Here is a 15,068-nt window from a genome sequence, read left to right as displayed (position 1 = left end):
TATGACAGCACCGATCATCGAATTAGACCAATTAACCAAAAAATATGATGATCAATATGCAGTCGATCACCTCTCCTTAACGATTAATAAAGGAGAAATATTTGGTTTGCTTGGACCAAATGGTGCCGGTAAATCAACAACGATTCTTATGATGCTTGGATTAAGTGAACCTTCTGCTGGATCTGTTAAAGTTTGCGGATTGAACTCCACTTCCGAACCATTAGCTGTAAAACAGCGAGTGGGTTATCTTCCTGACGATCTGGGATTCTATGATGATATGACCGGATTTGAGAACTTAATTTACACCGCCAGACTTAATGGGATAGATAGAAAAACCGCTGAAGAGAGAGCACTTCAATTACTAAAAAGAGTTGGATTGTTGGATGCAGCTCACAAGAAATCTGGAAAATACTCCCGAGGAATGCGACAACGATTAGGTCTTGCTGATGTTTTAATGAAAAAACCTGAATTGATTATTTTAGATGAACCTACATTAGGGATTGACCCGGAGGGAGTCAGAGAATTATTACAATTAATCAGACACCTTAATCAGGTGGAAGGAATCACTGTATTGCTCTCTTCCCATCATTTGCATCAAGTTCAGCAAATCTGTGATCGTGTAGGGATCTTTGTGCAAGGGAAATTATTAGCAGAAGGAAATTTGGAAGAATTAGCAGAAAAACTGTATTTTGAAGATCTATTTGTTATCGATGTAAGAGTAGACCATATAGACCAGCAATTAATCAAACAATTAAATGAGGTTAAAGGCGTTAACAGAGTAGCTCAAATTAGTGATAAAGAAATGGCAGTATACGGAGAAAGTAACATAACAACAGATATTGCTAACATAATTATTCAGACAAATACCGGTTTACAATACATTCAGCAAAGAAACTATGGGTTAGATGAAATTTATCACCGGTATTTTGAAGGGGCTGATCATAGTGCAAAGAATACAAAGTCTTAAAGGGATTTTCTCTAAATGGATTTATTCTTCCGAAAATAACAACAGAGACTACATTCCTGCCTTTAAAGCTATTGTCAGAAAAGAATTCACTGACTATCTTACAAGCTGGCGGATTATCATCTTACTTTTGTTAATAGTTCTGACATGCGCAGGCTCATTGTACACTGCTATCACTACGATACAGGATGCCCTTAATGTCGATGAGGAGGCGAAAAATATTGCCCGGAGTTCTTTCTTATTTCTTAAATTATTTACTATTTCTGATGGCACCTTACCTTCCTTTATTTCATTTGTCACTTTTTTAGGTCCATTACTTGGAATTGCATTAGGATTTGATGCAATCAATACTGAACGGAATAAAGGGACTCTAAGCAGGTTAATGGCACAGCCAATTCCAAGAGACTATGTATTGAATGCCAAATTCACAGCTGCTTTAATTTTAAATAGTCTATTATTTGTTGCACTCGGTTTATTAGTAATGGCTCTAGGTACCCTGATACTGGGTATACCTCCAACACTGGAAGAGTTCTTCCGAATGTCATGTTTCCTAGTACTGTGTATTGCTTATACTGCCTTCTGGCTCAATTTAGGCATTTTGTTCTCTGTCCGTTTCAAACAGGCCGCTACTTCAGCCCTTGCTTCTATTGCGATTTGGCTGTTCTTTACAATGTTTTATAATATGATTGTGAAGGTATTATCACAAACCATCTTAAATCCTGAAAATATTTCAAGCACCGAAGAGGCTTTAAACAAACAGGAATTTGTACTGAATTTAATGCGGTTATCTCCAAACTATTTGTACACTGAATCAACAACAACTTTATTGTCCCCTTCTGTAAGGACATTAGGACCATATACAGTGGAACAATCAACCGGGGCTATTGCCGGTCCACTTCCGCTAAGTCAAAGTTTATTACTCATTTGGCCACAGCTGACAGGGTTAATTGCTGCGACATTGATTTGTTTCGCTGTATCTTATACAATCTTTATGCGTCAGGAAATCCGGTCTAAATAATAATAATCGAGCATCAAAGGCAAATTTATTGATGCTCGATCTTCAACTCCAAATCTATAAAGTTACAGTTGAATCACACTTATCATATTTCCGTTAATGTCCGTCAAATCAAATCGTTTAGGCTCCCCAGGTCGCAATTCTGAAACTGTCACCTTTTTCTCTATCAGTCTGTTTCTTACTTCTTCCACATCTTTTACAACGTAATTAAAAGGTGTGTATTTATCAATCGGCTGGAAATCAGAGATCTGTACAAGGTGGAATCCGCAGTTTGGTGCGATAGCAAGACCGCACATTCTCTCATTTTTCCAACGTAAACCGAATCCGAATATTTCCTGATACCAAGATAGTGACTCCTCCAGATTTTTTACCGGAAGGAAAACTGCGTCAATTCTCTCAACAAATTTCTCAAGCACCTGCTCACTCATTATCATCATCTCCCAAAAGGTATTTATTAACAATAACTAATATACAATTTCCTTCTATAAAAAACATGCTTATTATCATTTCTTCTGTATTAATTAATCAGACTTCTTCCCTATTCAAACGATTCGTGTTAATATGCATAACTTAGGGGGTGAGATCATGAAAGCATACTTTCTTTTAATTCTGACTGCTGTTTTTTATGCAGGAAATTTAATTGTTGGTAAACCTGTAACTGCCGAAATTCCACCTGTAACACTCTCATTTTTCCGCTATTTTATTGCAGCTATTGTGATTTTGCCACTTGGATACAAGGAGTGGAGAAACAATAAAACACTATGGAAAAAAGAGTGGAAAGCCATACTATCACTTTCGGTGACAGGCCTTGTATTTTTCAATATTTTTGTTTATTTAGCTTTAAATTATACTACATCAATTAACGCAGGGATTGTAGAAGCATCCACACCGATCTTTACGTTATTACTGGCTCTTCTGTTATTTGGGGAGAAATTCAACCGTAAACAGATATTGGGAGTTTTTATCTCACTGTTCGGAGTATTCTTTGTAATAACAAAAGGTTCATGGGAAGTAATTATGGGATTGCAATTTAATAGCGGAGATTTAATTATGCTGCTTGCAATGGTAACATGGGCAGTTTATTCTATTTTGATCCAAAAACATGTGTGGAAATTTCCTACATATGGTGTATTACTCGTTATGTCTGTTGTTGCGCTTATCGTATTCCTTCCGCTTATGCTTATTGAAATTGAAGGAATAAAACAAATCGAGTGGTCAGGTGCCATCATTGGCGGATTATTTTATCTTGGAATTTTCCCATCATTAATTGCCCTAATTGCCTATAATAAAGGTGTGCAGGAAATTGGCCCAAGTCGGGCATCGATATTCTTAAATTTAGTGCCTGTATTTACAATGATAGGGGCAGTTATTTTTCTGGGTGAAATGGTCACCTTTGTACAAATTGCAGGAGTAATATGTGTAATAGCCGGTGTTATTGTTACCAACCGTACGAAAAACGGTGGGACATAACGATCGTTCCGCACAAAACACTAATGTTAGAAAAAAATTAATGCGCATTATATGGATTATATGCAATCATACTAAATACTTGAATTATTTAGTGTGCAATGCTGCCACTCCGTCCGATTGCTTCGCTTTCCATGGGGACGGCTTCAGCTAACTTGTTGAAGAAACCCGCTTCACCAAGTGGATCTTCAGCTCGTCCTGTTCCCATAGGACTCTCCGCAATCGGCCTACGCTGGAATAATACTCTCCAATGGTTGTAAGAAAGGGAAGAATTTTTAATTTTTTTAAGTAAAAGAAGATAAATTAATTCTTCATACGCACTTGTGCCCTTGGGTGAAAGCGAAGTGGCCGGCTGTAGCGTAAGTATGGCACTCAGCATAAATACACCTTTACTGCACAGTATCCCTATAATGTGCAGTAAAATTGAAAGATAGATTTCTGAGCAATGAATTCTATATACAGAATTCACGTCATTGTTCGGATTTTATTATAACCAATATGCTTTTGTCTCAGACTCATTTTCTAATATTATTCACCAAATGTCCATTCAGCTAAGCTGTTGATCGTGAATGTTGGCTTTACTTCAATTAAGTCAAGATCTGCCTTTGTGGTGACCCCTGTATGAACAAGAAGTGAATCAATTCCTGCATTGATCCCTGCTAAAATGTCTGTTGCATAATTATCACCGATCATTAATGTTTCTTCTTTGGAAGTACCTAACACTTCCAGTGCTTGTTCCACAATAATTGACTCAGGTTTACCAATAAATTTCGGCTGAACTCCTGTTGTGACAGATAGTACAGATATAAGTGACCCGGCACCTGGTAAAAAACCTCTTTCTGTCGGTAGTGCTACATCCCCGTTTGTTGCGATAAATCTCGCTCCTGCCCGAATATTTAAAGCACCTTTCGTTAACTTTTCATAGCTAATGTCACGATCCAGACCCATTACTACTACATCTGCACCTTCTTCCACTTCCTTGAGTCCACATTCCTCTATCGCCATATGCAAGCCTTCTTCACCAATCGCATAAACCTTTGCATCAGCTTGTTGTTCCTTAATATAATTTGCTGTTGCCATACTTGTAGTGAAAACATGCTCGGCTGTACTCGGTACCCCCATACTGACCAGCTTATCTGATACATCACTTGGATGTTTTGTCGAATTATTGGTTAGAAATAAATAGGGTAACCCTCTTCTTTCCAGCTCTTTAACAAAATCGATTGCTTCCGCAATTTTTTCTGTACCTTTATATACTGTTCCATCTAAGTCTATTAAGAAACCACGATATGCTTTCACAATTTCCCTCCTAAATTTTTTGAAAATTCTATGTATTTCATTTGTCATTTTTTCAATAAATGATAGTATATATTTATGACATTTTCGTCATTGTGACTTATTATATGTTATCATGTATAATTATTAAAGAAAACATATCTTATATATGCCACATTTTTTATGATATAGCATATCGTGACACATATGCATAGCATTCATTTATTAATAATCAAATGTAGAAAGGTAGTTTTAGTTAATATGACAACGAATAACCCGAAAGCTGTTATTGTTATTTTTGGTGCCACTGGTGACCTTGCAAACAGAAAACTGTATCCATCGATTTATCGACTTTATCGAAATGGAAAATTATCCGAAAATTTTGCGGTAATTGGTGTAGCCAGACGCCCGCTTACTAACGAAGATTTCCGTAACAATGTTAAAAAATCAATAAATGGATTAAATGATCCAAATATCGATCCAGATGAATTCGCAAGCCATTTTCATTACAATCCATTTGATATACAGGATTTAGACCATTATGGAAAATTAGAGAACTTAATTACCGAATTAGATGAAAAGCATCAAACAGATGGAAATCGTTTATTCTACTTCTCGATGGCTCCGAATTTCTTCGGAACATTAGCAGCCAATCTTAAGTCGGAAGGTTTAACTACGACTAAGGGTTGGACACGATTAGTAATTGAAAAACCATTTGGTCATGACTATGAGTCTGCAGAGAAGTTAAATAACCAGATTCGTGAAGCATTTTCAGAGGATCAAATTTACCGGATTGACCACTATTTAGGAAAAGAAATGGTTCAGAATATCGAAGTGATCCGTTTTGCCAATGCATTGTTTGAGCCATTATGGAACAATCAGCATATATCAAATATTCAGATCACATCAAGTGAAGTTTTAGGAGTGGAAGAGCGTGGCCGTTATTATGACAGTGCCGGAGCTTTAAAAGATATGATGCAAAATCATATGCTTCAAATGCTTGCACTTATAGCCATGGACCCTCCGATTAAACTGACACCTGAAGAGATTCGAAGTGAAAAGGTGAAAGTACTGCGTGCATTGCGTGTCTTAAACGAAGACAATGTAGATGAATACTTTGTTCGCGGACAATATGATCGTGGAATCGTTAATGGGGAAGAATTACCAGCATATCGCGAAGGTAATGGCGTAGATCCGGAATCCAATACGGACACTTTTGTTGCAGCAAAATTAGTTATTGATAATTTCCGTTGGGCCGGTGTTCCATTCTACATCCGTACCGGAAAACGTATGAAGAAAAAGTCTACAGAAATCGTGGTAGAATTTAAAGACTTACCGATGAATTTATACTACGGGGAAGAACATGAAACAAAGTCTAATCTGTTAGTGATTCATGTCCAGCCTGATGAGGGTATTACGCTGCATGTGAATGCGAAAAAAGGCGATTACAGTGCTGCGTCTACTCCTATCACTCTCAGCTATGACAATAACTCTGGAGACAAAATGAACACACCGGAAGCTTATGAAATTTTGCTACATGATTGTATGCGCGGTGATTCTACAAACTTCACACACTGGGATGAAGTTGCGCTTTCCTGGAAGTTTATCGATGTTATTGCAAACGCGTGGGATAATAAAAAAGCTGATTTCCCTAATTATGAGTCAGGTACGAACGGGCCTAAAGAAGCAGACCAGCTTCTGGCAAGAGATGGATTCAAATGGTGGGATATCACCCCTAAATAAGACTAAATTTGAAAAAGCAATCAATGAGTTATTGATTGCTTTTTCTTCATAAAAGGAGTAGTTCTGATGAAATTTTATGATATTTCCATGAATATTCACCCAGATATGCAAGTATGGGAAGATATGGATAGCAAAAAACCGAGGTTTGATACAAAGTCATTTGGTCATATAACTGATACAACAATGAAACTGAACGCTCATACCGGGACACATATTGATGCACCTCTTCACATGATCAATAATGCTGCTGCATTTGAAACCATTTCACTGGAAAGGTTAGTAAGGAATGTCAAAGTAATAGATTTAGAACATGTAAAGGATGGCATAACAAAATCCGATTTGGAAGCGCATTCGATTAAGAAAGGTGATTTTGTATTATTAAAAACAAAAAATTCAGTATATGAAAGTAATTCATTTGACTTTCAATTCGTGTATTTAAAAGAAGATGGTGCGGATTACTTAGCAGAAAAGGAAATTGACGGTGTCGGGATCGATACACTTGGGGTAGAACGAAGCCAGGAGAATTTTCCGACACATATAAAACTATTAGGTGCGAATATTATTATTCTAGAAGGAATTAGATTAGCTGAAATTGACCCAGGAGAATATTTTATGGTTGCTGCTCCCCTAAAATTAACAGGTACAGAAGCATCTCCGGCAAGAGTACTTTTATTTGAGAAGAATTTATAATAACCTCTTATATTTTGCACCCAATAAAAAGATCCCTCATATTAAGAGGGATCTTTTTATTTATTAATCTTCCAGCCATTCCGTATGGAACACGCCTTCTTTGTCCACACGCTGATATGTGTGAGCACCGAAGTAGTCACGTTGTGCTTGCAGAAGGTTAGCCGGTAATGTTTCTGTACGATAACTGTCATAGTAAGCTAAAGCACTAGCAAAACCTGGAACTGGAATACCGCGTTCCATTGCAACAGATAACACTTTACGCAATGAATCCTGGTAGCTTTCTACAATACCTTTGAAGTAAGGGTCAAGCAGTAAGTTTTTAAGACCAGGCTCTTTGTCATAAGCTTCTTTAATTTTTTGAAGGAATTGTGCACGAATGATACATCCACCGCGGAAAATCATTGCGATATCACCATAACGCAAGTTCCAGTCATTTTCTTCAGATGCTGCACGCATTTGTGCAAATCCTTGGGCATATGAAACAATTTTACTCATATATAATGCTTTACGTATTGCTTCAATCAACTCATCTTTATCTCCATCATATGGCTTTTCAGCAGCAGACGGACCTTGCAGTACCTTACTTGCTGCAACCCGTTCTTCTTTCATTGCAGAGATAAAACGTGCAAATACAGATTCTGTGATTACTGGTAATGGCACACCTAGATCAAGAGAGCTTTGGCTAGTCCACTTACCTGTACCCTTTTGGCCGGCAGTATCAAGGATAACATCAACCATTGGTTTACCAGTTTCTTTATCTTTCTTCTTAAAGATATCTGTAGTGATTTCGATTAAATAACTGTCTAACTCGCCTTTGTTCCATTCACCGAATACTTCGTGCAATTCATCTGCACCTAATCCTAACACATTTTTCAAAATGAAATATGCCTCACAGATTAGCTGCATATCACCATATTCGATACCATTATGGACCATTTTCACATAGTGACCAGCCCCGTTCGGCCCGATATATGTAACACATGGGTCCCCTTCCACTTTTGCAGAGATTGCTTCGAAGATAGGTGCAACTAATTTATAAGCTTCTTCTTGTCCTCCAGGCATGATGGAAGGTCCTTTAAGTGCACCTTCTTCCCCGCCTGATACTCCTGTACCAATAAAGTGAATACCGGATTCATCAAGTTCTGCATTACGACGCATGGTATCTTTGAAGAATGTGTTCCCGCCATCAATTAAAATGTCACCTTTGTCAAGAAGTGGTTTTAATGAAGCAATCGTAGCATCAGTTGCTGGACCCGCTTGTACCATTAGCATGATTTTACGTGGTTTTTCAAGAGAATCTACGAATTCTTCGATAGACTCTGTTCCAACGAAGTTTTTTCCTTTCGCTTCATTGTTTAAGAAATCTTCTGTTTTTTGATAAGTTCTATTATAGACTGCTACAGAATATCCTCTGCTTTCAACATTTAAAGCGAGGTTTTTACCCATAACAGCAAGACCTACCACACCAAATTGTTGTTTTGCCATTTTTTTATTCGCTCCTTTTTAATAAATAACTGCATATGTATCATTCTACTCCACTATTCTAGCATGAAATAGATTAATGCGTAAATCACGATAGAAAAATCATTCCATATATAAAGTTATTATATACTCTTCATCACTGCAAGTATTTATGTCCCATTTTCAGAAATTTCTGCAATTTATAAGACAAATTTTTCAATTGCCTTTGCTACCCCGTCTTCATCATTAGTTGCAGTTATCCAGTCTGCCACCTTTTTGACGTTCTCCTGTGCATTGCCCATTGCAATCCCAGTACCAGCCTTTTCAATCATTTTAATATCATTTAAGCTATCTCCAGCTGCCATTACTTGTTCCATAGTAATTCCAAGTCTCTCACAAACAATCTCAATAGCTGCCGCTTTATTTACCCCGATAGCATTCACTTCAATATTCGTTGGGCTTGAATTACTTATTTCAATCTCTTCCCATTTTCCCAGTGTCTGCATTATCTTTTCTTTCTTTTCAGGAGTATCTGTGTCAAACCCAAACTTCAGCCATTGATGTGCACTTATATCTTCCGGCACCTCGCCGCGCCAAATTTTATCAATTGACGAAAGCCACGCCCAAGTTTTGTGCTCCTCCTTAATTGCTACAAGTTTCTCTATAATTTCAGCATCTAGTGTCTGTCTTGCAATCAAGTCACCTGTCATTGTCCAGATTTCACTGCCATTCACTGTTATCAAATAATGAATATCCAGTTCCTTTGCAATCAGTGAGCTTGTCTGGTAGTGCCTCCCTGTAGAAATAATAACTTCTACACCCTTTTCCCTTGCCTTAATTATCGCTTTTTTGTTCTCTTCTGATACTTCGTGCTTCGAATTTAATAGAGTTCCATCCATGTCTAAAGCAATTAATCGAATGTCTTTCATGAAATACCCCCCTTATTTTCATTATCATTTTATGTGATATATTGAAAATTAGCAAAAATACTTATTTGGAATAATCATGTTATAATGTGTATATTAGCAAAACTTGGATGATACTATAACTATTAAATCGTCCTTTAAGGAAAATAATGAGGTGATTATGATGCAAAAACGTGCAGTTGTAAGTGTTGTCGGGAAAGACCAGGTTGGTATTATTGCCAAAGTTACCACCATTCTTGCAGAAAATAGTGTAAATATATCTGATATAAGCCAAACCATTTTGCAGGATTTTTTTACAATGATAATGTTGATTGATATCAATGATCCTACCAAATTAAGTGAGCTGAAGGAAAAATTCAAACCAGCTGAGCAGGAACTTGGGCTTAAGATTAGTATTCAATTAGAAGATGTGTTTCAGGCAATGCATCGGGTCTAGTAAGGGGGAGAGATAAATGGCAATAGCGTTTACTGAAATACAAGAAACGATACGTATGGTTGAGATGGAACATTTGGATATTAGAACAGTGACAATGGGAATTAGTCTGAAGGATTGTGCTGACCCTGATTTTGACAAATTGAAACAGAAAGTATTTAACAAAATTACGACATATGCAAAAGATCTGCAAGTAACAGCAAATCAAGTCGCAGAAGAATATGGTGTACCTATTATTAATAAGCGAATTGCTATATCACCTGTTGCTGATCTACTCGGAAATGCTACAAAAGAACAAGCAATCGAACTTGCAAAAACGCTGGACCTGGCTGCAAAACAGCTAAATATTGATTTCATAGGTGGATATTCCGCTTTAGTACATAAAGGTATTTCAAAAGGCGAACAAATTTTACTAGATGCATTGCCTGAAGCTTTAAGTCAGACTGAAAGGGTATGTTCATCGATCTCAGTAGCAACTACGAGAACGGGAATTAATATGGATGCTGTGGCACAAATGGGAAAAATAATAAAGAAAACAGCAGAATTGACGAAAGATCAGAACAGCATCGGCTGTGCGAAGTTAGTTGTCTTCTGTAATCCGGTCGAAGACAATCCATTTATGGCAGGTGCTTTTCACGGAGCAGGAGAAGGCGAAGCTGTGCTTAGCGTCGGAGTAAGCGGTCCTGGAGTTGTGCTTAATGCTCTGAAAAAATACCCTGATGCGGATCTCGGAGAAGTTTCTGATGTGATAAAGAAGACTGCCTTTAAAATTACTCGGGCAGGAGAATTAATTGGCCGGGTTGTTGCTGAACGATTAAAAGTTCCTTTTGGCATCATGGATTTATCCCTGGCACCGACCAACGCAATGAATGACAGTGTTGCCGAAATCCTGGAGGAAATTGGGCTAGAACGAGTGGGAACCCATGGTACTATCGCTGCTCTTGCCTTAATGAATGACGCTGTAAAGAAAGGCGGGGCAATGGCTAGTTCCTATGTAGGGGGATTAAGTGGTGCATTTATTCCAGTTAGTGAGGACAATGGAATGATTCGCGGAATCGAAGACAATGCTCTGACCCTTCCTAAACTTGAGGCAATGACTTGTGTTTGCTCTGTCGGTTTAGATATGATTGCATTAGAAGGCGATGCAAGTCCGGAAACTCTAGGCGCTATCATTGCAGATGAAGCTGCAATTGGGATGATTAATAAGAAAACAACTGCTGTAAGAGTTATTCCTGTTATCGGGAAAAATGCCGGAGAGATTGTAGAGTTTGGAGGACTATTAGGAAGAGCACCGATTATTGGAGTAAATAAATTCAGTTCAAATAAACTGATTCAAAGAGGCGGCAGAATTCCTGCCCCAATTCAGGCATTAACCAATTAATGAATAATCAAAGGATTGTCTGAAGGATCAGAATTATTTGATAATTCCAACATTTCATTAGATTATTGACTAGTATATAGAAAGATGCTATGATATCGACTAATGAAATGAATAGACTCTTATCAAGAGAGGTGGAGGGACTGGCCCTATGAAACCCGGCAACCGTCAGATTATATCTGAAAGGTGCTAATTCCAACAAAGCAGATGCTTTGAGAGATAAGAGGACTTACGGGAAAAATGCAGCCCTTTCTGTCCTCTTTTACAGAAAGGGCTTTTTATATTTTTCTGAACTTATATGACTCTGTAAAGAAAGGAGCAAATTTTATTGATTCAAATAAAAAATTTGAAAAAGGTATTTGAAACAAAAAAACAAAAAGTTCAAGCCGTTGATGACGTTTCTTTAGAGATAGAACAAGGTGAAATCTTCGGTGTTATAGGATACAGTGGTGCCGGTAAAAGTACCTTTATCAGACTTATTAATCGTTTGGAAGAACCGACTTCAGGTTCAATAGAAATACATGATAAAGATATTACCAAAATGTCAGCGAGTGAACTTCGTTTAAAACGGCAAAAGATTGGAATGATCTTTCAGCATTTCAACCTGTTATGGTCGAGAACGGTTTTTGATAATATTGCATTTCCGCTTGAAATTGCAGGAGCACCAAAGGCCAAAATAAAAGAAAAGGTAAAAGAACTCATTCATTTAGTTGGCCTATCTGGTAAAGAAAGTAACTACCCTTCCCAGCTTAGCGGAGGTCAAAAACAGAGAGTAGGTATTGCTAGAGCGTTAGCGAATGATCCGGAGGTTTTATTATGTGATGAGGCCACTTCAGCACTGGACCCGGAAACAACTGATGATATTCTCGATCTCCTTGTTTCCATTAATAAAAAACTGGGTCTTACGATTATTCTCATCACCCATGAAATGCATGTCATTCAAAAAATTTGCCATCGTGTTGCCGTAATGGAGAATGGTAAGGTAGTAGAAACTGGTGAAGTGCTTGATGTATTTGTTCGGCCACAGTCAAAAACAACGAAACGTTTTGTTCAACAGCTTAATCCTTTAGAGCATGAACAGGATAAATTGAAGGAATTTATTAATCAGCATGACGATAGCGAAGTAATAAAGCTCCATTTTATCGGAAATAATGCAAAACGTGCGTTAATTAGTGAAATAGCGAAGAATTTCGAAGTGGAAGTAAACATCCTGCAGGGTTCCATTGCCCCTACACAGGAAGGGTCTTACGGGACATTATATATTCAGTTAAATGGTAATAGTAATGTTTTAACAGACACCATTCATTATATCCAGAAGGCAGGAGTAGAAGTCGAGGTGTTAAAACATGCTTAAGGAATGGTTCCCTAATGTTATTCCGGAAGATTTGTGGATAGCTACTCAGGAAACACTGTACATGACGTCGATTGCTGTAATAGGAACGCTAATACTAGGTATAATATTAGGATTATTATTATTTTTAACCGACCGGGGAAATCTTTGGGAGAATCGTGTGATATACGGAATCACCGCTATAGTGGTTAACGTCTTTCGTGCTATCCCATTTATAATATTAATTTTATTATTGTTCCCTTTTACAGATTTTTTACTTGGAACAATTAGAGGCTGGAAAGCTGCACTGCCGGCCCTGATTATTGGTGCAGCGCCATTTTACGCCCGGCTTGTTGAAATAGGATTAAAAGAAGTTGATAAAGGGGTTATAGAGGCTGCTAAATCAATGGGGGCGAGAACACATACGATTATTATGAAAGTATTGTTACCCGAATCAATGCCTGCATTAATTTCCGGTATTACGGTTACCGCCATTGCTCTGATAGGATATACCGCAATGGCCGGCGTAATTGGTGCCGGAGGACTTGGAAACCTTGCATATTTACAGGGATTCCAGCGTAGAGACTTTGATGTGGTGTTAGCTTGTACCATTTTAATAATTATTATTGTATTTATTCTCCAGGTCATCGGAGATTTACTGACAAAAGCAATTGACAAAAGATGATAAGTTTTTGGATTAACTTTTTTAAAAAACCAAAAACTTAATATATAAATAAAAATGAAGGGATGATTTATTTTATGAAGAAGTATTTAGTTTTTTTACTTACAGCCTTGTTGCTTACCGTTTTAGCAGCTTGCGGAACGACAGATAATGAGGAAGAAGCTGAAAACAGCAACACAGAAAATGAAACAGAGGAAACTGCAGAAGAAAACAATGAAGAGGAAGCGAGCACAGAAAAAGAAACAATTGTTGTTGGTGCATCCAGCGTCCCCCATGCAGAGATTTTAGAAGAAGCAGTTCCATTACTTGAAGAAGAAGGAATTGAATTACAGATTGAAACATATCAAGATTATGTTTTTCCTAATGATGATTTAGAAAATGGAACTCTAGATGCTAATTACTTCCAGCATATTCCTTATCTCGAAACACAAATGGAGGAAAAAGGATTTGACTTTGTCAATCTTGGCGGCATCCACTTTGAACCAATGGGAATTTACTCTAAAAATATCGAAAACCTTGAGGATGTACAAGAAGGAACAGTGGTGATAATGAGTAACTCTGTCTCAGATCATGGTCGTGTTCTTGCTCTGCTTGAAAGTGAAGGTTTAATCAAACTTGACGAGAATGTCGATATTGTAGATGCTACAGTAAATGATGTAGTAGAAAACCCATTGAATTTAGAGTTCGATACAGATATTGATGCTGGTTTTCTTCCAGAGTTCTATGAACGTGAAGCTGATTCGTTAGTTGCCATCAACACAAATTATGCGATTGAAGCAGGTCTAACTCCTTCAGAAGATTCTTTAGTCATTGAAGGTTCAGACACTCCATATGTTAATGTGATCGCTGCCCGCAGTGAAGATGAAAATAATGAAGCACTTCAAAAGTTGGTAGAAGTATTACGTTCAGAAGAAATCCAAAACTTTATTAATGAAAAATACGAAGGTGCAGTAGTACCTGTATCTGAATAAAAAAGCCAAGGCAGGTGAACAGTTCACCTGCCTTTTTTGGAATTCACAGTAAAACGGCAAATTATTTCCTAATGCTTCTCAGAATGTTATGATAAAGATAATGAATCAATTATTTACTAAGTGTTCTGCTTCAATAAAAAATTGAGCAAAAGAACGGAGAATGAAAAATGCAAAGATTACTGCTTGAAGATAAATGGAAAAAAACAATAAGCAACCAGGATTTAGATATCATTGAGAAAGTTTTTAATCAAACAAAAACAGCAGAAGAAAATGAGCAAATCCGTATTGTACCTATACGCTTTGCTGTAAATCACAGAAAAGATCTGTTGTGTATTACACTGATACATAACTATGCTGAAACAAATGTGGATTTGACAAAAGTGGAAATTAATATAAGAAAAAATGACGAGATACTTGCAAGTCACTTATTTGAAGAGAACCGCCTTCAACTGGATGCAAAGACAAGCATGCCATGGACGTTCATTTTTCCTGAGGATGTTATTGGTAAGCATGATATCAGCGGAGAACTATCAATCGATATTAACTATTGGAAGAATGATTAGCGTTTTCAGGGATTAAGTTAGACAGGGCGTGAGGAGACTTTCTTATTAGACACTCCCTATTCAAGAGTTTACGGTTCCAACTTTAATTTTTAACTTTGTGGTCTCGCCGAACTCCTTCGCTCTCGGTTTTCCTGACGCCATGGCTTTCAGAACCCTTCCGAACTCCTTCG

The 15,068-nt window shown here is 37.5% G+C and carries 15 protein-coding genes and 1 riboswitch; of the genes, 11 read left to right on the top strand and 4 right to left on the bottom strand.

What is annotated here, in order from left to right:
- The first annotated feature begins 1 nt into the window (after position 1).
- Together BMW36_RS08010 and BMW36_RS08005 are read left to right on the top strand one after the other, a co-directional pair.
- Positions 2 to 967, top strand: coding sequence for an ABC transporter ATP-binding protein (locus tag BMW36_RS08010; protein ID WP_089740344.1), 966 nt, complete (start codon positions 2 to 4; stop codon positions 965 to 967).
- Positions 939 to 1,982 (top strand): ABC transporter permease, encoded by a 1,044-nt coding sequence (locus BMW36_RS08005; protein ID WP_425431931.1) that lies wholly within the window; start codon positions 939 to 941, stop codon positions 1,980 to 1,982. The genes BMW36_RS08010 and BMW36_RS08005 overlap by 29 nt, the downstream gene beginning before the upstream one ends.
- Positions 1,983 to 2,044: 62 nt before the next feature.
- Here BMW36_RS08005 and BMW36_RS08000 read toward each other — a convergent pair whose 3' ends face one another.
- On the bottom strand, positions 2,045 to 2,407 hold the full coding sequence (locus BMW36_RS08000) for a VOC family protein (RefSeq protein WP_175480380.1): 363 nt from the start codon (positions 2,405 to 2,407) through the stop codon (positions 2,045 to 2,047).
- A gap of 157 nt (positions 2,408 to 2,564) precedes the next feature.
- Between BMW36_RS08000 and BMW36_RS07995 the strand changes: the two genes are divergently transcribed.
- Positions 2,565 to 3,449 (top strand): DMT family transporter, encoded by an 885-nt coding sequence (locus BMW36_RS07995; protein WP_089740341.1) that lies wholly within the window; start codon positions 2,565 to 2,567, stop codon positions 3,447 to 3,449.
- Positions 3,450 to 3,974: 525 nt separating this feature from the next.
- Here BMW36_RS07995 and BMW36_RS07985 read toward each other — a convergent pair.
- The gene (locus tag BMW36_RS07985) at positions 3,975 to 4,745 is read right to left on the bottom strand and encodes a TIGR01457 family HAD-type hydrolase (protein WP_089740339.1); all 771 of its coding nucleotides are present in this window, start codon (positions 4,743 to 4,745) and stop codon (positions 3,975 to 3,977) included.
- Between the two features lie 237 nt (positions 4,746 to 4,982).
- On the opposite strand from BMW36_RS07985, the gene zwf reads away from it, so the two are divergent.
- Both zwf and BMW36_RS07975 read left to right on the top strand, forming a co-directional pair.
- Entirely contained in the window at positions 4,983 to 6,464 is a 1,482-nt protein-coding gene (gene zwf, locus BMW36_RS07980; protein ID WP_089740338.1) for a glucose-6-phosphate dehydrogenase, read from the top strand.
- 66 nt (positions 6,465 to 6,530) lie between these two features.
- Complete coding sequence (locus BMW36_RS07975) at positions 6,531 to 7,154, top strand: cyclase family protein (protein WP_089740337.1); 624 nt, start codon at positions 6,531 to 6,533, stop codon at positions 7,152 to 7,154.
- Positions 7,155 to 7,217: 63 nt separating this feature from the next.
- Here the strand turns inward: BMW36_RS07975 and gndA are convergent, their stop codons facing one another.
- On the bottom strand, positions 7,218 to 8,639 hold the full coding sequence (gndA, locus tag BMW36_RS07970; RefSeq protein ID WP_089740336.1) for an NADP-dependent phosphogluconate dehydrogenase: 1,422 nt from the start codon (positions 8,637 to 8,639) through the stop codon (positions 7,218 to 7,220).
- Between the two features lie 176 nt (positions 8,640 to 8,815).
- On the bottom strand, positions 8,816 to 9,544 hold the full coding sequence (locus tag BMW36_RS07965; protein WP_089740335.1) for a Cof-type HAD-IIB family hydrolase: 729 nt from the start codon (positions 9,542 to 9,544) through the stop codon (positions 8,816 to 8,818).
- Between the two features lie 157 nt (positions 9,545 to 9,701).
- On the opposite strand from BMW36_RS07965, the gene BMW36_RS07960 reads away from it, so the two are divergent.
- From BMW36_RS07960 to BMW36_RS07935, 6 genes are all read left to right on the top strand, one after another.
- Complete coding sequence (locus tag BMW36_RS07960) at positions 9,702 to 9,977, top strand: ACT domain-containing protein (protein WP_089740334.1); 276 nt, start codon at positions 9,702 to 9,704, stop codon at positions 9,975 to 9,977.
- Between the two features lie 16 nt (positions 9,978 to 9,993).
- Entirely contained in the window at positions 9,994 to 11,355 is a 1,362-nt protein-coding gene (locus tag BMW36_RS07955; protein ID WP_089740333.1) for a PFL family protein, read from the top strand.
- Between the two features lie 116 nt (positions 11,356 to 11,471).
- Positions 11,472 to 11,578: riboswitch (SAM riboswitch) on the top strand.
- A gap of 102 nt (positions 11,579 to 11,680) precedes the next feature.
- On the top strand, positions 11,681 to 12,706 hold the full coding sequence (locus tag BMW36_RS07950; protein ID WP_089740332.1) for a methionine ABC transporter ATP-binding protein: 1,026 nt from the start codon (positions 11,681 to 11,683) through the stop codon (positions 12,704 to 12,706).
- The gene (locus tag BMW36_RS07945) at positions 12,699 to 13,367 is read left to right on the top strand and encodes a methionine ABC transporter permease (protein WP_089740331.1); all 669 of its coding nucleotides are present in this window, start codon (positions 12,699 to 12,701) and stop codon (positions 13,365 to 13,367) included. The genes BMW36_RS07950 and BMW36_RS07945 overlap by 8 nt, the downstream gene beginning before the upstream one ends.
- Positions 13,368 to 13,441: 74 nt before the next feature.
- The gene (locus BMW36_RS07940; RefSeq protein ID WP_089740330.1) at positions 13,442 to 14,335 is read left to right on the top strand and encodes a MetQ/NlpA family ABC transporter substrate-binding protein; all 894 of its coding nucleotides are present in this window, start codon (positions 13,442 to 13,444) and stop codon (positions 14,333 to 14,335) included.
- Between the two features lie 167 nt (positions 14,336 to 14,502).
- Positions 14,503 to 14,898 (top strand): SLAP domain-containing protein, encoded by a 396-nt coding sequence (locus BMW36_RS07935; protein ID WP_089740329.1) that lies wholly within the window; start codon positions 14,503 to 14,505, stop codon positions 14,896 to 14,898.
- The last annotated feature ends 170 nt before the right edge of the window (positions 14,899 to 15,068 follow it).

The sequence above is a fragment of the Gracilibacillus ureilyticus genome (genome assembly GCF_900111195.1).
Taxonomy (GTDB): Bacteria; Bacillota; Bacilli; order Bacillales; family Amphibacillaceae; genus Gracilibacillus; species Gracilibacillus ureilyticus.
This window is presented reverse-complemented; position numbering and strand designations above follow the sequence as displayed.